Consider the following 23,289-nt stretch of genomic DNA (forward strand, 5'->3'; position numbering starts at 1 on the left):
TTTTGATAGTGGATATTTCTGACTGCTTTCCATGGATTTACGAACTTTTTGCATAAAATACCAAGCAGTTCCTTGACGAATACTAAATCGTTTTCCCATTTGAATACTAGAAATACTTTTGCTAGGTGTACTCATTTCAAAAACCACACAAAAAGCCTTTTGTAAACCAAATTTTACCTTATGAAATAAGGTGTTAGCTGTAGCGCTCTTGGATTCAACATAATCACAACCATAACAATGGTGTCTATATCCTGACTTTTCACATCCTTTGGTCTGTCCACATTTTATACAAGTAAACCCATCTTGCCATTTTGTTTTGGCTAAATAAGCCTTACAAGCTTCATCATTTGGCAGTTCTTTTATAAAACTCAGTATATTTTGACCTTGAAAAACATCCATATCTGTTATATTTAATGATACTAAGACACAGAAACTAAATGACTAATTCAGCAATAAAAATTGACTTAATTTAATCGAGTAAATTAAATGGAAGTTTCCTAAATCACGAATGTCATAAAATATATTTTCACATTACTTAACCTAGAGTCTGATAAGACATGGATTTTCTGATATGTACAGTTGTTAAAGCGAACAAATTACCCTGATAATTTTCAAGGTAGTTTTCAGTTCGATATTCATATAATATATAGAATCACAGTAAGTGGAAAAATAGGCTATTTTGAAACAACTATACGGTGAATAAAAAGTTGGAATGACATCTGTATGAGATTTTTTTAGATTTTATTTCCTGCAGAATTTGAATGATGGGCATCTGAACTTCATCAATTTTGTAACGTCGTAAAAAAGCCTTTTATTCTTTTGAATAAAAGGCTTAGTACTCGAGATGGGACTTGAACCCATACGGACCTTACAGTCCACTGGATTTTAAGTCCAGCGTGTCTACCAATTCCACCACTCGAGCATTGGAATATTTTGAGCGAAAGACGGGATTTGAACCCGCGACCCCCACCTTGGCAAGGTGATGCTCTACCCCTGAGCTACTTTCGCATTTATAGCGACTGCAAATATATAATTTATTTGAAATATCTAATGTTTTTGTTGACTTTTTTTTCTTTAAATATGGTTTTTTTATAGATTATCGTAGGCTAGTGAGAGTATTGGATTTATGTATGGCGTCAAGGTTTATAATTATTCTTTTGTGTTTTTAGGAAGCTGTGATTATTCCTGCTTGAGTCTTCTGTTTGATTGATAGCATGTAATGATTAAATATGATATTCAAAAGTCTAAAATATATAAGTGTTTATAGTAAGTGAAAAGGTTACATATATTCCTTAGTTGGTGTAAGTTGTGCTTTTTGTAAAGATTAGATTTAGGGGAAAGAATTTTAAAAGACTTAAATTAAAAAAACCTCTTAACTGTTTTGTTAAGAGGTTTAGTACTCGAGATGGGACTTGAACCCATACGGACCTTACAGTCCACTGGATTTTAAGTCCAGCGTGTCTACCAATTCCACCACTCGAGCGTAGTGTTTTTGATTGCTCAAATTCGGATGCGAAGATAGAAGTTATTTGTGGAAGAGAAACCAAAAAAAAGATATATTTTGTAAGAGGCAGTCTTTCATGTTTTTAACAGTTTTTTTGTGGGTTTTCATATGAAATCTATTTTAGAATTATGATTGTCAATACGTAAGAAAGAAATATCTTTGCGAAAATTTTAATTTTAGAAAATGGGATTCACTGTTGAAGGAGTAGATCAAAATAAAAATACTTCTACATTGATAAATGATTTTAAGCAACTTACAAAATTGGGTTTGTCCATGAGTGTTGTTTTTTCATCTGTTGCTGGATATTTGTTAGCTGTATCACCTAGTTCTATTTCGTATTACACAATATTCTTGTTGGCGCTAGGTGGTTATTTGATGGTGGCAGCATCTAACGCCTTTAATCAAATTATCGAAAAAAACACAGATTCATTAATGAAAAGGACAAAAAACCGTCCTATTCCTGCAGGTAGAATGACTGTGAAAACTGCGCTTATTATTGCTATAACCTTTACCGTAGCAGGTATTTGTATTTTGTATTCCATCAACCCTAAAAGTGCTTTGTTTGGTGCAATTTCCATTTTCCTTTATACGAGTGTATACACTCCATTGAAACCGGTAACACCACTTTGTGTATTTGTAGGTGCATTTCCTGGTGCTATTCCTTTTATGTTAGGTTGGGTAGCTGCAACAAATAATTTTGGGATGGAAGCTGGGTTTTTATTTTTAATCCAGTTTTTTTGGCAGTTCCCTCATTTTTGGTCTATCGGATGGTTGCAAGATGTGGAATATAAAAAAGCGGGATTTAATATGCTTCCTATGGGGAAAAAGGATAATGGAACGGTTCGTCAAATAATCTTATATACCATATTAATGATATTGGTTTCAATTTCGCCTGTGTTAAAATTAACAGGTTCACTATATATATATCCAGCAACAGCGGTCATAATTTTCATACTAGGTTTGAGTATGTTGTTTTACGCTGTAAAAATGTTGAAAGATCACAGTAGAGAAATGGCTAGAAAATTAATGCTTTCTAGTGTTTTATATATATCGGTCGTACAAATTGTTTATGTAATCGATAAGTTTTTACACTAAAAAATCACCATAAATTATGATGGAAAATTCTGTAGATTTTGAGTTAAAGGAGGCACGAAGAAAAGGAGCAAAGCCTATGATGTGGATATCGATGGTTAGTATGACCATGATGTTCGCAGGACTAACAAGTGCTTATGTAATTAGTAGTAATCGCGATGATTGGGTGAGTTTTGATTTGCCTATTGCGTTTCTGTGGAGTACATTGTGTATCGTATTGAGTAGTATTACTTTTTATGCAGGAAAGATAACTGCTAAAAAAGGTAATAAAAAGATGACAACAATCATGTTGCTCTCTACTCTTCTATTAGGATTAGGGTTTATATACGGTCAATTTCAAGGATTTTATACATTACAAGACATGGGATTGTATTTTACAGGGCCCAAAAGTGCAGTCTCTTCGTCTATGTTAATGGTGATTGTTTTTGCTCATGTATTACATGTTTTGGCAGGTTTAATCTCTTTATTAATAGTGCTTTACAAACAGATTATAGGTTTGTACCCTATGGTGGATACACTGGGTTTAGAGCTCGGAGAAATCTTTTGGCATTTCCTAGATTTTCTTTGGGTTGGGTTATTTTGTTTTTTCTATTTTAATACTTAATTAAAAATGTTAATTTGCAACAAATTAGAAATATAATTAATTAATACAATTTTATGGGATTAAATACTGCTGATCAGTCTGAAGATAAATCATGGAACGGTGGTTCTGCACAACCTATGGGGGCTAGTTATGGGAAAATGATGATGTGGTTTTTCATCGTTTCTGATGCATTAACGTTTTCAGGTTTTCTTGCAGCTTACGGCTTGACAAGATTTAAACTTATTGACGTTTGGCCAATTGCTGACGAGGTGTTTACTCACTTTCCATTTGCGCACGGAACACATGCACCTATGTATTATGTAGCATTGATGACTTTTGTTTTAATTTTTTCATCTGTAACAATGGTGTTAGCTGTTGATGCAGGTCATAATATGAACAAGAAAAAAGTTACTTTTTACATGTTCTTAACAATTATTGGTGGTGTTATTTTTGTTGGTTCTCAAGCTTGGGAATGGAAAAATTTCATCAAAGGAACTTATGGAGCTGTTCAGTTAAAGGATGGGAAAATTGTTCAGTTTACTGAGAATGGTAAACAAATTGCTTTGGCAGATTTCGTTTCTGCTCAGCAGAAAGATGCTATAGACCATACAAGACATAATGGTCTTTGGTTTGAATCAGGAGATTATAATCCATCTTTTACTGTGGAAGAAGTAGTAGCTTCTTTTAAAGAAAATCCAAATGTAAACTTAAGAATTGAAAGAATTGATACTGAAACGAAAAAGAAAATTATAGTTTCTAGAAGTGAAGGTTTAAAGTTTTTAGGAGAAGCGGCAAGAGTTGTAGAAGGAGCTAACTTAGAAGTAAATGAATATGGAAGTAGCCAGTTCGCAGATTTCTTTTTCTTTATTACGGGTTTTCACGGTTTTCACGTAGTATCGGGGATTGTGTTAAATATTATTATTTTCTTTAACGTTATTGTAGGAACTTACGAAAAAAGAGGTCACTATGAAATGGTTGAGAAAGTTGGGCTATACTGGCATTTTGTCGATTTAGTTTGGGTATTTGTATTTACATTCTTCTACCTAATTTAATAAAAACAAAAAAACATTCAGTTTCTAAGTTTTCAAATTTGATAAAATAAAATATAATGGGACACGCAGCAAATCATAAAGTATTAATTTGGAAAGTATTCGGTATTCTTTCTGTAATTACATTAGTAGAGGTAGCATTCGGTATTATTAAGCCAGACTTTTTATTTATGACCCAGTTTATGGGCACATCTTTACTAAACTCTTTGTTCTTGATATTGACTATAGTAAAAGCATATTATATTGTATGGTATTTTATGCACTTAGGTGATGAAAAGAAAAACTTAAGATATTCTATCGTATTACCTTTGGTGATATTAATTCCTTATTTAGCAACTTTGCTATTGATTGAAGGAGGATATGTACATGAAGTATTAGCACCTTATATTAACTGGAAATATTAATTTATTGAATGGTTAAAAAATATAAAGGTGGTTTATCCACCTTTTTTTGGATGTAACAGGTAATAATGAAATTTTAATTGAAAATGAACAGCAATTCAAATCAAATAAAAAAGATAATTGTGCTTTTCTGTACCTTTATAGTACCATTATTGTTTTTCTTGTTTTTAGCATCAGGTAAAGTTAATTTTAACAAGTTACCTGTGATTACAGAAAATGTTTCTAATCTTGAAGGGGAACTTCCCTTTAGACATAAAGTATCTGTTGTTTCGGTATTAGGTGAAAAACCTAGTTTGAGAACTTATCAGAACATTTTAAATCTATACCAAGTAATTTATAAAAGTACTGAAAAGTATAAGGATTTTCAGGTGGTGACTATCGTTCCAGAACTGGGTAAAGAAACCGTAGAAGCATTAAAATCAGAGCTTATAAAAGTTGGAGGAGTGGATTTGTTAAAATGGAAATTTGTAGTTTTACCTGTAGAAAAAATACAAACAATGATTTCTAGTTTTGGCTTGTCTTCTATTGAGTATAAACTTGAGCAAGGATTAGATGATGTTTTTATCATAGATGAATATTTGAATTTGAGAGGCCGAATTGATGATGAGGATTCTCAGAACGGTATTATGTTTAGTTATTCTACTGGATCTGTGTCTGTTTTGAAAAATAAATTAAAAGAAGATTTAAAAGTAATTTTTTACGAGTCTAAATTTGCTGTAAAAGAGCCAAAAATAAATTAAATGAAGAATAATTATTCATATGTAGGCATTACGTTTATAATTCTGATTTTTGGAATCTGGGGAGTAAATGAATTAGGTAATCGAAATAAGAAAAAAAAACTTGTTGTTTTTGAAAAAGTCCCGGATTTCGAATTTACCAATCAAAATGGTGATTTAATATCTAATAAGGATTATGTTGGTAAAGTATTTATAGTTGAGTTTTTCTTTACTAGCTGTCCTACGATTTGCCCTATAATGATGCAGAATATATTATTGTTACAGAATAAATTTTATGGAAATCCTAATTTTGGTATCGCTTCCATCAGTATAAACCCTAAACATGATACTCCTGATGTATTGAAATCCTATGCAAAAGAGAAAGGGGTAACTATGGATAATTGGAACTTTTTAACGGGAGATGAAACGGTAATTTTTAAATTTTCGAATGAAGGTTTTAAATTATATGCAGGTGTAAATTCGGAGGTTGAAGGTGGTTTTGAACATTCTGGTTTGTTTGCCTTAGTTGATAAAAATGGTTTTATTCGATCTAGAACAGTAAAAATGGGTAATAGTGAAAATCCTATTAAATTTTATGATGGTCTTGATTTAAATTCTATTGAGTGGCTAAAACAGGATATAAAAATATTATTAGAAGAATAGTTATAGTATGGGTGGAGAAAAAAAATACAATAAGTTAATCGTAGTATTGTCAGTTGTGATTCCATTGGCAGTAGCTGTCTTATTTGGAGTAAAAATTGATTTGGAATTACCAGTTTTTTTACCTCCTATCTACGCAAGTATCAATGCACTAACGGCAATTTTATTAGTCTTTGCGGTCCTTGCCGTAAAAAAGGGGAATTTAAAACTACACGAGAACTTGATAAAGTCGGCAATAGCTTGTTCTGTAGTTTTTCTTGTGTTGTATGTATTGTATCACATGACTTCTGATTCTACTAAATATTTGGGAGAAGGAGCGATTAAGTATGTATATTATATTGTTTTGATCAGTCACATTATATTGTCTATAATTGTGATACCATTTGTGTTAATTACTTATGTTAGGGGAATAACAAAACAAATTAAATTGCATCAAAAAATCGCAAAATACACCTTTCCACTTTGGTTGTATGTTGCCGTTACTGGAGTTGTTGTTTATGTGATGATTTCTCCTTATTATATAATTGTATTATCTTAAATATTTGTGATGAATTTTTTTTTTAGTTGTTTCCTTTTTTTAATCTCTGTTGTTGGTTATTCACAGTGCGCAATGTGCAAAGCTGTGGTAGAAAATAGTGATAGCGGATTGGCTGAAGGGGTTAATAATGGAATTATGTATTTGATGATCTTTCCATATATATTGGTAGGTGTTCTTGGGTATACCTTATATCGCTACAAGAAAAAGCAAAATAAAAATTAAATTATGTCAAAGATTGGCTTAGGATTGGCTGCTTTGGGGCGTCCAGAGTATATTAATATTAGACAGGATATATGTGTTGACAAGTCTAGACTTGCATTTAGAAAAAACGCTTTAAATGTATTAGATGAGGCCTATTCTAATGGTGTTCGGTTTTTTGATACTGCTCCTTCTTATGGAAAAGGCGAGTTGTTTTTATTAGAATGGCTATTGTTGAATAAACATACCGATGTAAATGTATCTACTAAATGGGGATATACCTATGTTGCAAATTGGGAATTAGGTTATCAAGGAAATCATGAAATAAAAGAGCATTCTTTAGAAAAATTACGTGAGCAATGGGAGGTGTCGAAAAAACTTCTGCCTTGGCTGAAAATTTACCAGATACATTCTGCTACTTTAGATAGTGGAGTGCTTACTAATAATAAGGTTTTGAATCAGTTATTTCAGTTGAAAAATGAATATGGGATTCAAATTGGCTTGTCAGTTAGTGGCATACATCAGAAAGAAGTTTTAAAACACGCTCTGTCTATTGAGATTGAAGGAGATGCTTTGTTTGATTCTTTTCAGATCACATATAATATATTTGAACAGGATAGTTTTTCGATAATAAAAGAGCTAAGCAGACTTGGGAAATTTATCATTATTAAAGAAGCGCTTGCCAATGGTAGGGTATTTGAATTGAAAGACACGATTCTTAATAATCTAGCTGATAAATATCAAGTAGGTATAGATGCCATTGCTTTGCAGTTTTGTATACAGTCTGCTACTCCTGATAGAGTTTTAAGTGGTGCGTCAACAAAAGGTCAACTTCGAGATAACTTAAATGCTAACGAGTTTTCTTTGTTAGAAGATGAAGTGAATGATTTGAAAAAGTTAAAACTGTCTTCAGAGGTTTATTGGCGAGAGAGAAGTGAATTGAGTTGGGATTAATGAACTTTAGGAGTGATGACTTACTGCTAGAAATAAGATGAAAAAAGCCAATGATTTAAGATCATTGGCTTTTTGATGTTATAACAATCCAGCTCTCTTTAGTAAAGCATCAGAATTGGGCTCTTTTCCTCTAAATTCTTTGTAAAGGTCCATCGGATTTTTGGTGCCACCTTGTGATAAAACTGTATTTTTAAATTTCTCACCAATCTCTTTGTTGAAAATTCCTTCTTGTTTGAAATATTCAAAAGCATCAGCATCTAAAACTTCTGCCCATTTATAAGAGTAATATCCTGCGGAATATCCGCCTTGAAAAATATGTGAGAAGGAAGTACTCATACAATTTTCTGCAACATCAGGATATAATTGTGTGTCCGAAAGGATATTCTTTTCAAATTTCTTTACACTTTTAATTGTCTCTGGCGATTCGCCAGCATGCCAAGACATATCTAATAGCCCAAAGCTTAATTGGCGCATGGTTTGCATTCCTTCTAAAAAGTTAGAAGCTTCTTTTATTTTTTGAATTAATTCCATAGGAAGCACTTCTCCTGTTTCGTAATGCTTTGCAAATAACTTCAAGACATCTTCCTCATAGCACCAATTTTCAAAAATTTGACTTGGTAGTTCAACAAAATCCCAAGGCACACTAGTTCCAGATAAACTCCCATAAGTAGTGTTGGCCAACATGCCGTGTAATCCATGTCCAAATTCATGAAATAGTGTAGTTACTTCGTTAAAGGTTAATAATGAAGGTTTGGTTTCTGTTGGTTTTGTAAAGTTGCAAACATTAGAAATATGTGGTCTGCTATTTTTACCGCTTTCTATAAACTGACTTTTATAAGAAGTCATCCAGGCTCCATTTCTTTTTCCAGTTCTAGGGAAGAAATCTGTATAAAAAACAGCAATAAATTCATCATTTTCGTCAGTTACTTTATAAGTAGTTACGTCTTCATGATATGTATCTATATCAAATACTTCTTCAAATTGTAAGCCGAATAATTTGTTGGCTACAGTAAATGCACCCTTTAAAACATTTTTAAGTTTAAAATAAGGTTTGATTGATTCCTCATCAAAATCAAACAATTCTTTTTTTAGTTTTTCAGAATAATAAGCCCCGTCCCATTTTTGTAAATCTTGTACTCCGTTCTTTTTAGCAAAATCAGAAAGCATTTGGAATTCTTTTTCTGCTGCTGGTTTTGCCTTTTCTAACAATTCGTTAGAGAAATTCAAAACCGTTTCTGGTGTTTCAGCCATGCGTTCTTCTAGCACAAAATTAGCATGAGTTTGATATCCTAATAAATTGGCTCTTTGATGACGTAATTTTACGATTTCTAATACGATTTCTTGATTGTCGAATTCGTTGTTTTGAAAAGATTTTTCACCAAAAGCAATTGCCATTTCTTTTCTTAACTTTCTATTGTCAAGATATGTCATAAAAGGAATATAACTTGGGTGATCTAAGGTGAATAACCAACCTTTTTTTTCTTTTTGACTTGCTGTTTGTTTTGCTGCTTCTAAGGCTCCTTCAGGAAGTCCTTTTAATTGATCTATATTTATTATGTGAAGCTCAAATGCATTGGTTTCTGCTAAAGTGTTTTCTCCAAATTGAAGTGATAGTTTTGAAAGTTTCATGTCGATCTCTCTCAATGTGTCTTTGTCTTTGCCTTTTAAGTTTGCTCCGTTTCTAGAAAAACCTTTGTATTGTTTTTCTAAGAGCATCGTTTCTTCTCCGCTAAGATTTAAGTTGTATTTTTGTTTGTAAACTGATTTTACTCTTGTGAATAATTTTTCATTCAATCTAATGTCGTTTGAAAACTCAGATAATAAAGGAGAAACTTCTTGTGCTATTTTTTGAATTGTATCGTTTGTCTCAGCTGAATTTAAATTAAAAAAGATGCTTGAAATACGATCTAACAAGTCCCCAGATTTCTCCAAAGCTTCTGTCGTGTTTTGAAAGTTAGGAGCTTCGTTGTTATCCGTAATAGCAAAGACTTCCTCTTTTGCAATAGAAATAGCTTTTTCAAATGCAGGTTTGTAATGCTCGTTTTTTATTTTAGAAAAAGGGGCTGTCGCATAGGGAGTGTTGAAATCTTCTAATAGTGGATTCATAGATGTTGTTTTTCAGGATAATTAATAATAAAGTCTTAAATAATTGCTTGTTACTCTTGCTTAATTAAAAGGACTAATTATCGTATCATTTTAGGATACTTCTGTCCAGTAAGTTTTCGAAATGACTTAATTTCTAGCTTCCAAAAATATAAAGTTTATAGTAAACCTTTGGCTTTTATCTCTAAATATTTGTTAATACTATTGATGGTTAAATCTTGGGGAGTTGTTAATATAGTATGTATTCCGTATTTTTTTAATTCACCTACAATTAGCTTTTTGTCGTACATGAATTTTTTTGCAATAGTCTTGTCAAAAATATCTTCAGTTGTTTCTGTTTTTTGATTTGAAATTTTTTCCAATTCGGTATTCTGAAAAAATATTACGACTAATAAATGACTTTTATTGATCGCTCTTAAATAATTCATTTGGCGGTTTACTGCGTCAAGACTTTCGAAATTTGTAAAGAGTAAAAGTAAACTTCTTTGAGTAATATTTCTTTTTATAGTAGCATATAGATTGCTGTAGTCTGATTCATGGAAGTCTGTAGAAACGTTATATAGAGATTCTAAAATTAAATTCATTTGAGAGTTTCTTCTTTCAGCAACGACAAAGTTGGTTGTTTTTTTTGAAAAATAAAAAATTCCTGCTTTGTCTTGTCTTCTCAATACAATATTGCTAAAGACCAAAGATGAATTTATTGCATAGTCTAGGAGGCTCATTTTATTAAATGGCATTTTCATAACACGCCCTTTGTCGATAATAGTATATACCTGTTGGGATTTTTCGTCTTGGAATTGATTTGTCATTAATTGGTTTTTCTTGGCAGTAGCTTTCCAATTAATATCTCTTATAATATCCCCTTGTACGTATTCTTTAATTTGCTCAAATTCAAAAGATTGTCCAATTCGGCGGATTTTTTTTATTCCAGAATAATGTGATTTATGATTGATAGACAGGAAATCATATTTTTTTAACTGTAAAAAACTCGGATATGTTTTTACCGTTTTATTTCCTTCAAAACTAAACCTTCTAGAAATTAGTCCTATCGTCGATTTAGCGTAGATGTGTAATTGACCGAAATGATATTCTCCTCTTTTTGTTGGCTGAAGAGTATAATTTATAGATCTTGAAGTGAATGGTTTTATTTTCTTTTGAATGTTAAAGTCTCTTTCTTGAAATTGAAATGGAATTTCATCTAAAATAGTTATATGGATGGAGCTGGGATAATGATTTTTAAAATTAATTTCGATAAAATTGTCATCCCCATTTGATAGCTTTTCAGGAAGTTTACGGTTTGCGGATATTCCTGTTTTTTTGTAGTACAAGGTTAAAAAATCAAAAATGAAAACTAGAAGAGTTATGAGCAATATTATTTTTGCAATTATAAAAAGTATGGGATAGATAAATGCCAAAACAAAGAAAATTGTGTTTCCTGCTAGTATGTAAAATAATAAATTATTTAAATACAAGGATATGTAAAAAGCAATGACTTTTTCTTTTATAGATTTTGATTTTTGTGTATTTGGCATTTACAAGCTTTTTATCTCGGTATTTCTACTGTCTTAATAATATCATTAATAATTTGGGTTGCTGTAATCCCTTCCATTTCTCTTTCAGGGGTAACAATAACACGATGTATTAATACTGGAATTGAAACTTGTTTAATATCTTCAGGTGTAACAAAATCTCTACCTTTTATCCCTGCATAAGCCTTACTTGCTTTTAACATTGCAATGGATGCTCTTGGTGAAGCTCCCAAATACAAAAATGCATTGGTTCTTGTATTGGTTATAATTTGAGCGATATATTTAATTAAATGAGGTTCAACAATAACATTTTTTATCAATTTTTGATATTCAATAATTTTCTCTTTGGAAACACTGTTTGTAATCTGTTCAATTTTTGTTGTTCTTAATTCATGTTCACGAGTAATGATTTCAATCTCTTCATCAATACTTGGATAGTCAATAGTTATTTTGAATAAAAATCGATCTAATTGAGCCTCAGGCAATCGGTAGGTTCCTTCTTGTTCTATTGGGTTTTGAGTAGCTAATAGAAAATAGGGAGCCTCAAGTTCGTATTTATTTCCATCCATGGTTACTTGTCTTTCTTCCATTACTTCAAACAAAGCAGCTTGTGTTTTAGCAGGCGCTCTGTTTATCTCATCAGTAAGAATGATGTTTGAAAAAATAGGACCTTTTTTAAATTCAAATTCTGATGTTTTTAAGTTGAATATGGAAGTGCCTAACACATCCGAAGGCATTAAATCGGGTGTGAATTGAATACGATTAAACTCTATGGCTAAGGTTTTAGCCAGTAACTTTGCTGTAATAGTTTTGGCAACTCCAGGTACTCCTTCTAATAAAACATGTCCTTCAGCAAGTAAGGCCGTTAATAATAAATCGATCAATGTTTTTTGACCTACAATTACTTTGGCAAGCTCAACCTTTATAAGGTCCATGTTTTTTTGTAAGTCGCTTAAATCTAATCGGTTTTCAAATTCTATATCTTTTTCCATATTTTGATTTGTTATATTAGTAGAATGCCTCTATTTTTTTAGTTAATTTATTTAAATCCTCGGGTGTTGTATAATTTATGTTTTTCATCTTAATAATCATGGCAATCAATTCTTCAGTAAATTTAAATTCATTATTAGACTTTAAGGCTAGTTTTTGTATAAAATCGGCATCTAATTTTTCTGTAGATAAAAGGTGTTTGCTTCTAATGTCTTCTAAAAAACAGGTAATTTCTTTTTGTATGATGCTATAAATTTCATCAGTTTCTAGATATAGGTTACTTATTGTTTTTACAAACTCTGTGGTTGTGTTTTTTATCTCCGGAATTTGTGGGATAATTCGTTGTCTCCGTTTTCCGTTGAAAATCATAAACAAACCTATGCTTATCAGCATCAATACCCAAGCCCATTTTAATGGTGGTTGTGAGTATATATATATCAAAGTAGAATCTCCAATGGATGTAACTATTTTTTGGTTTTTATTGAAATATGTATTTGAATTTGGCAGATATGAAATAAGTTGATTGATGTAATTTGTGTTTTCAGATTGTAACAGTTGATAGTTTGTAAATACTTCTGGATTGGTGTGGATATAGAATAATCCTTTTTGAAAGGGAATTGCTATAAAATTTATTCTTTTTTTATAATTATAGCTTGTACTATATCCTAGTTTTCTAATTAATAGCGTGTCCTTTATATAGCTTTTGATATAAATATTTTTTTGTATGTACGTAATGTCACCTGAGTGATTGTTAAAGCCTAAGTAAATAGTGTCTTTTCCAAGTTGAGTAGTATAGGGTTTTGTTTGGAACTTTAATGTATCCATGATGTAATTTGGGAATTTTCTTGCGGATAGGAATGCTTTATTCCCTCGCTTTACAAAATCCAATAACCTATCAAATGAGGCTTCGTCTATTTCATTTTTTAGGTTGATATTTATATAGTTATGATGTAAAGACAAGGTGTCTAAATCATAGTTTGTATAAGTTTCATAAAAAGTATTCCTTATTTTTTTGATGCTTTTATTCGGGAAAAAGAACGGCAATTGTTCATAGAAAATTTTTGTATCTAAGGGGTTGGTTTGCTTTTCATTATATGTTGGCAGCCAATTAGTTTCTTTTTTATTGTTGGTATTCATTAGAACCACTAGTATAATGCTAAGCGATATAATAATGCTAAAAACCTTTCTATTTGACATGTTGAATCTGGTTTTTAAAGTTTTTAAATATATCAGCAGCTTTGTGGTAGATTGTTTTGTCGATGAAAAATTCCCCATACCAAATATAGTTGTAGTAATAGGAAGCTTTTTTAAAGTTTTCGTAGTAAGCTGAGTTTTCTAGTTCAAATTGATAATCAATATTTGTTTTTTCGGGATGATATTCTATAATTGATTTTTCATTAAGCTGTTTTAATATCCATAAATAGGAATATCGAATTGCCAAACGGTAATTTTCACAATCGATTGAGTTTTCAATAAGTTCTTCGAAATTTATATCTGTGATATTTGATTCAATATCGTTATGTCCTATTTTTCTGGAGGTTTTATTACGGCTAAAAATCCATCGACCTTCTTTATTGTCAATCATTTTAACAAGAAAAAAAATGACAAAACATATTACTAATCCGATAATAATTTTAAATACATAATATGGAATATCAAAGGCGTTTCTTGTTTGAAGCCAACTTTGTGTCAGAGAATCAAGCCAATCTATAAAATTATTTCCTAAATTTGGATTCTGTTCGTAATTATAAGCATTACCATGGTAGTCTTCTTTAAAGTTTTGAGGGATAATTCTTAACTCTTTAGTTGTATTTATTATAGAGTCCAAAGTTCGGTTTTGAGCTTGTAATACAAGACAAAAAAGGAGAAGAGTATATAAATGTAAATATTTATTTTTTAGAGCCAATTTCAGATAATATTTTTTTGTTTACAATATATGGATACACTAAGAAATAATAGGATATTAGAGATAATGTCCCTAAAATGATAAAAACGGCTAAAAATATCGGCATGTCGTTAGCGTATCTTGTAACGTAACCTTCTAATAACCCTGCCGCAAATGTAAAAGGCATGGTTGCAATAACTATTTTTATACTTTCTCTTAATCCGTTTTTAAAAGAAGTTATCCTATCTAGTGTTTTTGGAAACAATATGCTAGCTCCTAAAATAAGACCAGCAGCACCTTCAATAACAATGGCAAAAATTTCCATTGCACCATGTATCCAAATTCCTTTAACACTTTGCCAAAAAACACCTTGTTGTTCAAAAAAGTATTGAAAGGAGCCGAGCATAATCCCATTTTGTAATAAAAAATAACACGTACCAATACCTCCAGTAACTCCGAAAGCAAAACAGGATAAGCCAACTCTTAAATTATTAAAAGTTATTCCGATAAAACTACCCCAGTTAGAGCCGCTTTTATAAACGGCAGTAGGGTTTCCGTTTTCAATATTGTTTAATGTTTCATTTACATAATGGTCTCCTAAAATCAATCTTACAAAGGATTCTTGATGCATCGCAGAAACAACTCCAATTAAGAGGGACACACTAAATATTATAAAGGAATATAGAATATAGCGCCTGTATTTATATAATAAAAGAGGAACCTCAGTTCTAAAGAAGAAGAAAAATTGATTTGTGTCCTGTCTTTTGGTTTTATAAATTTTTTGAAATAATTTTATAGTCAAGTCATTTAAATAAATGACAAGTTTGCTTTTTTTGTAGTAAGTTTGTGCATAGGCTAAATCGTTTATTAAATGTAAGTACAGTTTTGTTAGCTCATCAGGATTACTGTTGTTTTTGTTGATAATATTTTCAAACCGTAACCATTTATCCTTGTTTTGCCTAATAAATGCTATTTCTCTCATAGATTAACAAATAACATCATTAAATGTCAGATATACAAATTACGACTACTCAAAATGTAAATATCAATTTTAAGACTGCCGAATTAGGAGAGCGTATCTTGGCTTGGTTTATTGATGCAATTATTAAATACTCTTATGTTGGGCTTGTTATATGGGGATTGGATATTAATGGACGGTTATCTGAAATTTTCAAGATGGATGATTGGTCGATAGTGGCAATTATTATCATGTTTGGATTTCCTTTTATAATATACACCTTATTTTCAGAAGTGTTTTTAAATGGGCAAACAATAGGAAAGCGCTTGGTTAAAATTCAGGTGGTTAAGATAGATGGCTTTCAGGCAAGTTTTATAGACTTTTTTATTCGATGGGTAATGCGTATTGTTGATGTGAATATGTTTAATGGTGTCGTTGCTATGGTTTCTATAGGTTCAACAAAAAAACAGCAGAGATTAGGTGGCATTGCTTCGGGTACGGCAGTTATTTCAAAAAAGAACAAGATAAATATAGACCATACTATTTTGCAAGAAATAAGAGAAGATTATGTGCCAACCTATCTGTCGGTGATTAAGTTATCTGATAATGATGTCCGAATTGTAAAAGAGTACTATGAACTTAGTAAGGAAAAACAAGATAAGGAAACAATTCTAAAAATTAAAGAAAAAATAATTAATGTGATAGGGGAAAATCCTGTGTCTAATTCTACACCAATTAAATTTATTGAAACGGTTTTGTTGGATTATAATTATTTCACTAAAAACATGTAAAAATAAAAAAGGTCTTTTTGAATTTTCAAAAAGACCTTTTTTATTATGTTTGTTCCTCGTGTTAAGATTCAGAGGTGCCAATTTCATCTAATTCATCTATTGGGTTTTTAGGGTCCGAACCGTATTCGTTTACGCCTTTGTCTCCATCTCTTATAGTAAGTATAATGTTATAGATCGGGAATAATAAAAACCATCCGCTTTTTCCTACATCATGCATTCTTCTAATTCCAACTGAAATACCTGGAACCATAACAGCAATAGAGTAGATCATTGAAATGCCTACTGAAAGACCAATAGTGCTATCTAATACTGATAGAATCATACTTATGATCATATTAAATAATACGAACATCCAATATTCTTTTCTTCTTGCTCTTCCTTTAAAATCAGCATACTTTTTTAGTACAATTAAATACCAATTCATAGTTTTATTTTTTTTTAGTTAATATCGGCAAATATAATATAAATTTACGAGAAAATAATTGATTATTTCATTCTATAAAACGGAGCCAAGCCTGTAAGCCTCCAAGTAGACTATAACAATTTTTAGTAGGATATTTTTCTTTAAGAATTTGTGAGGCAATTAAACTCCTTTGTCCAACTTGACAATAAAAAACAATATTGTCTGCTTTTGCTAATTCGGTTAACCTCTGTTGTAATTGATGTAAAGGAATATGTGTACCACCAATATTAAAATGCTCCCTTTCCATTAATTTTCTTACATCAATAAGTAGAACATCTTCTGTTTCTAATTTTTCTTTTAGCCTTTTAGAATCAATTTCAGTATTATCATAACTTTTAATTCCACAAAAAACATCATAATCAATTAATTTGTCAATTTTGATATTTGGATTTTTATTAAATTTAAGAATATTTTGCTGTAAGTTTAGTGTGTTTAAGGATAATAATTTACCACTCATTATTTCTCCAATACCACAGATTATTTTAAGAACCTCATTTGCTTGGTAACATCCAATAATTCCAGGTAAAACACCTAGTACTCCAATATCTGAGCAGTTTGGGATGCTATTTGCTTTTGGTGGATCAGGAAATAAACACCTATAAGTAGGTCCGTTTTTATAATTAAAAACACTTATTTGACCTTCAAATTTAAAGACGGCTCCAAAAACAAGAGGTTTGTTTGTTAGAACGGCAGCGTCATTGGTTAGATATCTAGTTTGAAAATTATCAGAACCATCTACAATGATGTCGTACTTTGAAAAAATATCCAAGGCGTTTTCAGAGGATAAAAATGAAATATAAGTTTTAAACTGAATATATGGATTGAGTTTAGTTAATCGAATAGCCGCAGCTGTCGCTTTAGGTTTTCCAATATCATCTATTGAAAACAATATTTGTCGTTGTAAGTTGCTCTGGTCTACAATGTCATTATCAATAATACCAATAGTTCCAACTCCTGCGGCTGTTAAATATTGAAGAATTGGACAGCCCAACCCACCAGCTCCAACGACAAGAACTTTACTTTTTTTTAACTTGATTTGACCTTCAACTCCGATTGAATCCAAAATAAAATGCCTGTTGTATTGTTGTTTTTCTTTTTTTGAGAACATAAAGTAGCTGGGTTAATTGAAATAAATAAATACAAAGACTGTGTTTCTTTCGTTTTTAAAAGCCTTCAAAAGTACTTTTTTTTAATTTGGAAAAAAAGAGATGAAATTGTTGATTTTTTCATGAAAAAACCGATTATTCTCATAAATATATTGTATATTGAAGACGTATTATGTTAGTTAGTAGTTGATTATTTGAAGTTCTGTCGTGTCTGATGTTTTTTTGCAGAGAGCGTTGGTCGAAGGATTTAGTACTGCCCCTTGTTTTGGATACTTGATAAGATGTCTTGAATGTTTATGGAATATAAAACTAGTATTATGAAAGTTGAAAATCACTCTTTGAATTCTGGAAAATCTGTTATCTCTAGTGTAGGTGTTTTACATGCAATACATGAGTATTTAAATGAGAAGGCAGAAGGCTTAAGTATGTTTGAAAAAATTATGTTAACCTTATATAGTATGATGACGATGTTTTTTTTGTTCTCTGCTGTTTATTTGGTTTTAACCAAAGGGTTTAAGTTTTGATAAAATAGCACCATTTATTGGTTGTGATTAAATGGTCTAAAAAGTCCAGATTATGCATTGTATAGTTTGGTTTTTTTTTGTGTCCTGTTATGAAAATATATCTTTTTGTGTCTTGGACTGAAAGTGTTTTGTTTATTCGATAATTGTTGTTATCTTTGCAGCGTAAAATCGGGATTATTACAAATGAAGGGGACTTACAAGTCCCCTCTTTTTATACTAAGAGATGAATAAAGAACTTGTTGAACAATTAATAACGGATGCTTTGGGAGAAAATAGCCCTTTGTTTTTAATAAGTTTGGAGTTTTTAGTAGATAATAAAATTTCAATAATTATTGATGGCGATGAAGGAGTTCCGTTAAATGAATGCATTCGTCTTAGTAGAGCGGTAGAGTCTGAACTGGATAGAGAAGAAGAAGATTTTAGTTTAGAAGTGAGCTCCCCAGATGTTACAAAACCATTAATCGTTTTTCGTCAGTTTAAGAAAAATATAGGAAGAACGTTGTCCGTAAAAACGGCAGAAGAAAAAATAGAAGGAAAGTTGGTTGAAGTTATAGGGGACGATATCATATTAAATTGGTCTGCTAGAGAACCAAAGCCAATAGGAAAAGGAAAAGTAACTGTGCAAAAATCAGCTACCATTCCATATAACAGTATTATAGAAGCAAAAGTGAAGCTAATTTTTTAAGTAGTAAGGTGAAATGGAAAATATAGATTTAATAAATTCATTTTCGGAATTTAAAGACGAGAAAAGTATTGATAGGGTAACCTTGATGTCTATCTTAGAAGAGGTTTTTAGAGCTGCGTTGAAACGTAAATTTGGTTCTGATGATAATTTTGACATTATAATTAATCCAGATAAAGGAGATTTAGAAATTTGGAGAAACAGAATTGTTGTAGCTGATGGAATGTCAGAAGACGATAATGAAGAGATTGAATTAGCAGAAGCTAGAAAAATCGAGCCTGATTTTGAGATTGGTGAAGATGTATCAGAAGAAGTGAAATTATATCAATTAGGAAGAAGAGCGATTTTGGCTTTACGTCAAAATTTAATTTCTAAAATTAACGAACACGATAGTACAAATGTTTTCAAACATTTTAAAGAGTTGGAAGGAGATTTGTATACTGCAGAAGTTCACCATATCAAACACAATGCAATTATCTTATTAGATGATGATGGAAACGAATTAGTTTTACCAAAAAGTGAGCAAATCCGTTCTGATTTCTTTAGAAAAGGAGAGTCTGTAAGAGGGATTATTAAAAGTGTAGAGCTTAGAGGTAATAAACCCGTTATTATATTATCTAGGACAGCAACAGGGTTCTTAACCAAATTATTTGAACAAGAAATACCTGAGGTCTTTGATGGTTTGATTACTATTGAAGGTGTTGCGAGGATTCCTGGAGATAAAGCAAAAGTAGCGGTGGATTCTTATGACGATAGAGTTGATCCAGTTGGAGCCTGTGTAGGGATGAAAGGATCTAGAATTCATGGGATTGTTCGTGAGTTAGGAAATGAAAATATTGATGTAATTAATTACACGAAAAATATAGAACTTTTTATTGCTAGATCATTGAGTCCTGCAAAAATTGTTTCTATGAATATAAAGGAACAACCAGTAGATGGTAAAAAAGGTCGAGTAGACGTTTTTTTACGCCCTGAAGAAGTATCAAGAGCAATTGGTAGAGGTGGTGTAAATATTCGTTTGGCAAGCGAGTTGACCGGTTTTGAAATAGACGTTCAAAGAGAAGGTGTTGAAGATGAGGATGTAGAGTTAACTGAATTCTCTGACGAAATCGAATCATGGGTTATTGCTGAATTTAAAAAAATCGGATTGGATACTGCCAGAAGCGTATTAGATAAAGACGTTGATGAATTGGTTAAAAGAACAGATTTAGAGGAAGAAACAATTTTAGATGTTCAAAGAGTCCTTAGGGAAGAATTTGAATCATAGATTACCTAGAGTATAGAGTTTCGTGAGAAACGCAATTTAAATAGAATATTAGAATTCTGAATAGTATGTTGGTTTGTTAGCCAAAATAAGTAAACCAACTATTCAATAATTAAAAATTTATGGCTGAAAATAAAACAATACGACTCAACAAAGTTTTAAGAGAACTTAATATTTCATTAGACAGGGCTGTTGAGCACTTGGCAAACAAAGGAGTGGAAGTAGAGGCTAGACCTACTACTAAGATTTCTAATGAGGTTTATGAAGTCTTATTGGATGGTTTTCAGACAGACAAGAATAAAAAGGCCGCTTCCAAAGAGGTAGGAGAAGAGAAGAAGAAAGAAAAGGAAGAACTTCGATTGGTTCAAGAAGCTGAATTCGAAAAGAAACGTCAAATTGAAGAGTCTCGTAGAGCTGTTGTAAAAGCAAAAGCAGAAAAGCTTGAAATTAAAACAGTCGGGAAGATAAATGTTCCTGGTTCTGTTAATATTGAAGAAAAAGTTCCTGTGGTAGAGGTGCCTAAAGTGGGATCTGTAAAAAAAGAAGAGAAGAAAGAAGAAGTACAATCAGTTGCTGAAGTTAAAGTTGAAAAAACAAAGACGGAAGTTAAAGTGGCTGCTCCTATTAAAAAGGAACGAATAGCTCCTAAAGCAATTGATCAAGCGCAAGAATTTGTTGAAGCAAAACCGACACCAAAGAAACAAGAGGTGAAGGAAGAAGTAAATCCTGAGGATGCTGAAAAATTAACAACGCAATATAAAAAGTTAGACGGCCCTAAGTTAACAGGTACTATAATTGACTTAAAGCAGTTTGAGCGTCCTAAGAAGAAAAAGGAAGTTGCAAAAACAGGTAATGTTGGTGCAGATAAGAAAAAAAGAAAAAGAATTGTAAAACCTGCAAATCCACATTCACGTCAAGGCACACGTCAAGGCGGTGGTCAAAGAGGTCCTTTTAACAGAGGAAGAGGTAGAAATCAAAGATCGAGTCCAGCAGTAAAGAAGGAAGAACCTACTGAAGCAGAAGTGCAAAAGCAAGTTCGTGAGACTCTAGAAAGATTACAAGGTAAATCTAGTAAAAATAAAGGAGCCAAATATCGTAAAGATAAAAGAGATTTACATCGTCAACAATCGGATATAGATCAGGAGTTGGCTGCTCAAGATAGTAAAATATTAAAAGTAACTGAATTTGTTACTGTTGGTGAAGTTGCTACAATGATGGATGTACCTCCAACACAAATCATTTCAGCTTGTATGACTTTGGGAATGATGGTTACGATGAACCAAAGGTTAGACGCAGAAACAATTACCATTGTTGCTGATGAGTTTAATTATGCCGTAGAGTTTATTGGAGCAGAAGTAGAAGAGTCAATTCAAGAAGAGATAGATTCAGAAGAGGATTTATCAACAAGATCTCCTATTGTTACGGTGATGGGGCACGTTGATCACGGTAAAACATCTTTATTGGATTATGTTCGTAAAGCAAATGTAATTGCTGGAGAATCAGGAGGGATTACACAACATATTGGTGCTTATTCTGTTGAATTAGCAGGTGGTCAAAGAATAGCTTTCTTAGACACACCAGGGCATGAGGCCTTTACCGCGATGAGAGCACGTGGGGCACAAGTAACGGATTTAGTAATTATTGTAATTGCTGCTGATGATGATGTGATGCCACAAACAAAAGAAGCAATAAGTCATGCGCAAGCAGCAGGTGTACCTATCGTTTTTGCAATTAATAAAATTGACCGTCCAGCGGCAAATCCTGATAATGTGAAGCAACAATTAGCTTCTATGAATTTATTAGTAGAAGACTGGGGAGGTAAGATTCAATCTCATGATATTTCTGCTAAGACAGGACAAGGAGTTGATGAATTATTAGAAAAAGTATTGTTAGAAGCTGAAATCTTAGATTTGAAAGCTAACCCTGACAAGAGAGCAACGGGAACTGTTGTGGAAGCCTTGTTGGATAAAGGTAGAGGATATGTATCTACAATTATGGTACAAGCAGGTACTTTGAAAATTGGAGATTATATATTAGCAGGTAGACATAGTGGTAAAGTAAAAGCTATGTTTGATGAAAGAGGGCAGAGTTTAAAAGTAGCTGGTCCATCCACTCCTGTATCTGTGTTAGGTTTAGACGGAGCTCCACAAGCTGGAGACAAATTCAATGTATTTGAAGATGAAAGAGAAGCAAAACAAATTGCTTCAAAACGTTCTCAGTTGCAAAGAGAGCAGTCTGTAAGAACGCAGAAACATATTACTTTAGATGAAATTGGACGTAGAATTGCATTAGGAGACTTTAAAGAATTGAATATTATTCTTAAAGGGGATGTTGATGGTTCTGTAGAGGCTTTAACGGATTCTTTCCAAAAACTTTCAACAGAAGAAATTCAAGTGAATATCATTCACAAGGGTGTTGGTGCAATTACAGAGTCTGATATTTTATTAGCATCTGCTTCTGATGCTATTGTAATTGGATTTAATGTTCGTCCATCTGGTAATGCTAGAGATATTGCAGATAAAGAAGAAGTTGATGTAAGAATGTACTCCATCATTTATGATGCAATTAATGATTTAAAAGACGCAATGGAAGGTATGCTTTCTCCTGATATGAAAGAGGAAATTACTGGAACTGCTGAAATTAGAGAAGTTTATAAAATATCTAAAGTTGGTAATATTGCAGGATCTATGGTCTTGACAGGTAAAGTAATGAGATCATCTCAAGTTCGAATTATTAGAGATAGTATTGTTGTCTTTACAGGTGTATTTGAAGCCTTAAAACGATTTAAAGACGATGCTAAAGAAGTTGCTAAAGGTTATGACTGTGGTATGCAAATTAGAGGATTTAACGACATAAAAGTCGGTGATATCGTTGAAGCTTATCATGAAGTAGAAGTTAAGAAGAAGTTGAAATAAGAACTCTTCAATTAAAATAAAAAACCTCATTAGTTATCTATGAGGTTTTTTATTTGCTTAAATTTAAATATTAATCTGACTTTTATTGGAGTATATTATTATAGGTTTTTTCATAAGAAAGTGAAGTCGTATATTCAACCACTCTGAAATTCATTTGGCGCAACTATCAACTCGGAACCAATAGTTCTTTAATTAATATATTTTTTTGTATCTTTATTGATGGAAAAAACAGACTTACGAAGCAAGACCGTTGCAAGGTACATGACAAAAACAAATATCCAAACTTAGGATATAAATCATTGTTTGTTAGCTTATTAAGATGTATATTCAAGCCATGAAACTACAAATAACACCTACTTTTGCAGATAGCATTTGTGATTTACG

General features: G+C 31.7%; 23 protein-coding genes and 3 tRNA genes. 14 read left to right on the forward strand and 12 right to left on the reverse strand.

Annotated features, from left to right (window positions below):
• The 4 genes from V5787_RS09805 to V5787_RS09820 form a co-directional block, all read right to left on the reverse strand.
• Window positions 1-399: IS1595 family transposase (locus V5787_RS09805; RefSeq protein ID WP_336893056.1), on the reverse strand; the 399-nt coding region annotated here is incomplete at its 3' end.
• Window positions 400-836: 437 nt separating this feature from the next.
• Window positions 837-922 (reverse strand) — tRNA-Leu (locus V5787_RS09810).
• A gap of 14 nt (window positions 923-936) precedes the next feature.
• A tRNA-Gly gene (locus V5787_RS09815) sits at window positions 937-1,008 on the reverse strand.
• Window positions 1,009-1,397: 389 nt separating this feature from the next.
• Window positions 1,398-1,483, reverse strand: a tRNA-Leu gene (locus V5787_RS09820).
• A gap of 204 nt (window positions 1,484-1,687) precedes the next feature.
• On the opposite strand from V5787_RS09820, the gene cyoE reads away from it, so the two are divergent.
• The 9 genes from cyoE (at window position 1,688) to V5787_RS09865 (ending at window position 7,695) form a co-directional block, all read left to right on the forward strand.
• Window positions 1,688-2,599 (forward strand): heme o synthase, encoded by a 912-nt coding sequence (gene cyoE, locus V5787_RS09825; RefSeq protein WP_336893057.1) that lies wholly within the window; start codon window positions 1,688-1,690, stop codon window positions 2,597-2,599.
• 16 nt (window positions 2,600-2,615) lie between these two features.
• The gene (locus tag V5787_RS09830) at window positions 2,616-3,200 is read left to right on the forward strand and encodes a cytochrome c oxidase subunit 3 (protein WP_336893058.1); all 585 of its coding nucleotides are present in this window, start codon (window positions 2,616-2,618) and stop codon (window positions 3,198-3,200) included.
• 53 nt (window positions 3,201-3,253) lie between these two features.
• Window positions 3,254-4,231, forward strand: coding sequence for a cytochrome c oxidase subunit 3 (locus V5787_RS09835; RefSeq protein ID WP_336893059.1), 978 nt, complete (start codon window positions 3,254-3,256; stop codon window positions 4,229-4,231).
• A 56-nt stretch (window positions 4,232-4,287) separates the two neighbouring features.
• Complete coding sequence (locus V5787_RS09840) at window positions 4,288-4,632, forward strand: cytochrome C oxidase subunit IV family protein (protein WP_336893060.1); 345 nt, start codon at window positions 4,288-4,290, stop codon at window positions 4,630-4,632.
• Window positions 4,633-4,751: 119 nt separating this feature from the next.
• Window positions 4,752-5,369, forward strand: a complete 618-nt coding sequence (locus V5787_RS09845; RefSeq protein WP_336893061.1) for a hypothetical protein — start codon at window positions 4,752-4,754, stop codon at window positions 5,367-5,369.
• Window positions 5,370-6,008: an SCO family protein gene (locus V5787_RS09850; protein WP_336893062.1), complete on the forward strand. Its 639-nt coding sequence runs from the start codon at window positions 5,370-5,372 to the stop codon at window positions 6,006-6,008. It abuts the gene before it with no gap.
• A gap of 7 nt (window positions 6,009-6,015) precedes the next feature.
• A complete protein-coding gene (locus tag V5787_RS09855; protein ID WP_336893063.1) occupies window positions 6,016-6,543 on the forward strand; it encodes a DUF420 domain-containing protein in 528 nt (175 codons plus the stop codon).
• Window positions 6,544-6,552: 9 nt separating this feature from the next.
• The gene (locus V5787_RS09860) at window positions 6,553-6,765 is read left to right on the forward strand and encodes a hypothetical protein (protein WP_336893064.1); all 213 of its coding nucleotides are present in this window, start codon (window positions 6,553-6,555) and stop codon (window positions 6,763-6,765) included.
• A gap of 3 nt (window positions 6,766-6,768) precedes the next feature.
• Window positions 6,769-7,695: an aldo/keto reductase gene (locus V5787_RS09865; RefSeq protein ID WP_336893065.1), complete on the forward strand. Its 927-nt coding sequence runs from the start codon at window positions 6,769-6,771 to the stop codon at window positions 7,693-7,695.
• Window positions 7,696-7,773: 78 nt separating this feature from the next.
• Here the strand turns inward: V5787_RS09865 and V5787_RS09870 are convergent, their stop codons facing one another.
• From V5787_RS09870 to V5787_RS09895, 6 genes are all read right to left on the reverse strand, one after another.
• Window positions 7,774-9,801, reverse strand: a complete 2,028-nt coding sequence (locus V5787_RS09870; protein WP_336893066.1) for a M3 family metallopeptidase — start codon at window positions 9,799-9,801, stop codon at window positions 7,774-7,776.
• 155 nt (window positions 9,802-9,956) lie between these two features.
• Entirely contained in the window at window positions 9,957-11,330 is a 1,374-nt protein-coding gene (locus V5787_RS09875) for a DUF58 domain-containing protein (protein WP_336893067.1), read from the reverse strand.
• 11 nt (window positions 11,331-11,341) lie between these two features.
• Window positions 11,342-12,319: a MoxR family ATPase gene (locus tag V5787_RS09880; RefSeq protein WP_336893068.1), complete on the reverse strand. Its 978-nt coding sequence runs from the start codon at window positions 12,317-12,319 to the stop codon at window positions 11,342-11,344.
• Window positions 12,320-12,335: 16 nt separating this feature from the next.
• On the reverse strand, window positions 12,336-13,454 hold the full coding sequence (locus tag V5787_RS09885) for a hypothetical protein (protein ID WP_336893069.1): 1,119 nt from the start codon (window positions 13,452-13,454) through the stop codon (window positions 12,336-12,338).
• A gap of 49 nt (window positions 13,455-13,503) precedes the next feature.
• Window positions 13,504-14,145, reverse strand: coding sequence for a hypothetical protein (locus tag V5787_RS09890; protein WP_336893070.1), 642 nt, complete (start codon window positions 14,143-14,145; stop codon window positions 13,504-13,506).
• Between the two features lie 61 nt (window positions 14,146-14,206).
• Entirely contained in the window at window positions 14,207-15,184 is a 978-nt protein-coding gene (locus tag V5787_RS09895; RefSeq protein ID WP_336893071.1) for a stage II sporulation protein M, read from the reverse strand.
• 23 nt (window positions 15,185-15,207) lie between these two features.
• Between V5787_RS09895 and V5787_RS09900 the strand changes: the two genes are divergently transcribed.
• A complete protein-coding gene (locus V5787_RS09900; RefSeq protein ID WP_336893072.1) occupies window positions 15,208-15,951 on the forward strand; it encodes an RDD family protein in 744 nt (247 codons plus the stop codon).
• A 61-nt stretch (window positions 15,952-16,012) separates the two neighbouring features.
• Here V5787_RS09900 and V5787_RS09905 read toward each other — a convergent pair whose 3' ends face one another.
• Both V5787_RS09905 and moeB read right to left on the reverse strand, forming a co-directional pair.
• On the reverse strand, window positions 16,013-16,375 hold the full coding sequence (locus tag V5787_RS09905) for a DUF805 domain-containing protein (RefSeq protein ID WP_336893073.1): 363 nt from the start codon (window positions 16,373-16,375) through the stop codon (window positions 16,013-16,015).
• Window positions 16,376-16,442: 67 nt separating this feature from the next.
• The gene (moeB, locus tag V5787_RS09910; protein WP_336893074.1) at window positions 16,443-17,522 is read right to left on the reverse strand and encodes a molybdopterin-synthase adenylyltransferase MoeB; all 1,080 of its coding nucleotides are present in this window, start codon (window positions 17,520-17,522) and stop codon (window positions 16,443-16,445) included.
• Between the two features lie 315 nt (window positions 17,523-17,837).
• Between moeB and V5787_RS09915 the strand changes: the two genes are divergently transcribed.
• The 4 genes from V5787_RS09915 to infB all read left to right on the forward strand — a co-directional run bounded on the left by V5787_RS09915 (window position 17,838) and on the right by infB (window position 22,905).
• Entirely contained in the window at window positions 17,838-18,044 is a 207-nt protein-coding gene (locus V5787_RS09915) for a hypothetical protein (protein ID WP_336893075.1), read from the forward strand.
• Between the two features lie 223 nt (window positions 18,045-18,267).
• Window positions 18,268-18,729, forward strand: a complete 462-nt coding sequence (rimP, locus tag V5787_RS09920; RefSeq protein ID WP_336893076.1) for a ribosome assembly cofactor RimP — start codon at window positions 18,268-18,270, stop codon at window positions 18,727-18,729.
• Window positions 18,730-18,742: 13 nt separating this feature from the next.
• Entirely contained in the window at window positions 18,743-19,993 is a 1,251-nt protein-coding gene (gene nusA, locus V5787_RS09925) for a transcription termination factor NusA (RefSeq protein WP_336893077.1), read from the forward strand.
• 119 nt (window positions 19,994-20,112) lie between these two features.
• Window positions 20,113-22,905 (forward strand): translation initiation factor IF-2, encoded by a 2,793-nt coding sequence (infB, locus tag V5787_RS09930; protein ID WP_336893078.1) that lies wholly within the window; start codon window positions 20,113-20,115, stop codon window positions 22,903-22,905.
• The last annotated feature ends 384 nt before the right edge of the window (window positions 22,906-23,289 follow it).

It is taken from the genome of Flavicella sp. (genome assembly GCF_037132785.1).
Classification (GTDB): domain Bacteria; phylum Bacteroidota; class Bacteroidia; order Flavobacteriales; family Flavobacteriaceae; genus Flavicella.

Coding starts and splice junctions, on each gene's coding strand:
- cyoE (WP_336893057.1), top strand. CDS start 1,688: ATGGGATTCACTGTTGAAGGAGTAGATCAAAATAAAAATACTTCTACA.
- V5787_RS09830 (WP_336893058.1), top strand. CDS start 2,616: ATGATGGAAAATTCTGTAGATTTTGAGTTAAAGGAGGCACGAAGAAAA.
- V5787_RS09835 (WP_336893059.1), top strand. CDS start 3,254: ATGGGATTAAATACTGCTGATCAGTCTGAAGATAAATCATGGAACGGT.
- V5787_RS09840 (WP_336893060.1), top strand. CDS start 4,288: ATGGGACACGCAGCAAATCATAAAGTATTAATTTGGAAAGTATTCGGT.
- V5787_RS09850 (WP_336893062.1), top strand. CDS start 5,370: ATGAAGAATAATTATTCATATGTAGGCATTACGTTTATAATTCTGATT.
- V5787_RS09855 (WP_336893063.1), top strand. CDS start 6,016: ATGGGTGGAGAAAAAAAATACAATAAGTTAATCGTAGTATTGTCAGTT.
- V5787_RS09860 (WP_336893064.1), top strand. CDS start 6,553: ATGAATTTTTTTTTTAGTTGTTTCCTTTTTTTAATCTCTGTTGTTGGT.
- V5787_RS09865 (WP_336893065.1), top strand. CDS start 6,769: ATGTCAAAGATTGGCTTAGGATTGGCTGCTTTGGGGCGTCCAGAGTAT.
- V5787_RS09870 (WP_336893066.1), bottom strand. CDS start 9,801: ATGAATCCACTATTAGAAGATTTCAACACTCCCTATGCGACAGCCCCT.
- V5787_RS09875 (WP_336893067.1), bottom strand. CDS start 11,330: ATGCCAAATACACAAAAATCAAAATCTATAAAAGAAAAAGTCATTGCT.
- V5787_RS09880 (WP_336893068.1), bottom strand. CDS start 12,319: ATGGAAAAAGATATAGAATTTGAAAACCGATTAGATTTAAGCGACTTA.
- V5787_RS09885 (WP_336893069.1), bottom strand. CDS start 13,454: ATGAATACCAACAATAAAAAAGAAACTAATTGGCTGCCAACATATAAT.
- V5787_RS09895 (WP_336893071.1), bottom strand. CDS start 15,184: ATGAGAGAAATAGCATTTATTAGGCAAAACAAGGATAAATGGTTACGG.
- V5787_RS09900 (WP_336893072.1), top strand. CDS start 15,208: ATGTCAGATATACAAATTACGACTACTCAAAATGTAAATATCAATTTT.
- V5787_RS09905 (WP_336893073.1), bottom strand. CDS start 16,375: ATGAATTGGTATTTAATTGTACTAAAAAAGTATGCTGATTTTAAAGGA.
- moeB (WP_336893074.1), bottom strand. CDS start 17,522: ATGTTCTCAAAAAAAGAAAAACAACAATACAACAGGCATTTTATTTTG.
- V5787_RS09915 (WP_336893075.1), top strand. CDS start 17,838: ATGAAAGTTGAAAATCACTCTTTGAATTCTGGAAAATCTGTTATCTCT.
- rimP (WP_336893076.1), top strand. CDS start 18,268: ATGAATAAAGAACTTGTTGAACAATTAATAACGGATGCTTTGGGAGAA.
- nusA (WP_336893077.1), top strand. CDS start 18,743: ATGGAAAATATAGATTTAATAAATTCATTTTCGGAATTTAAAGACGAG.
- infB (WP_336893078.1), top strand. CDS start 20,113: ATGGCTGAAAATAAAACAATACGACTCAACAAAGTTTTAAGAGAACTT.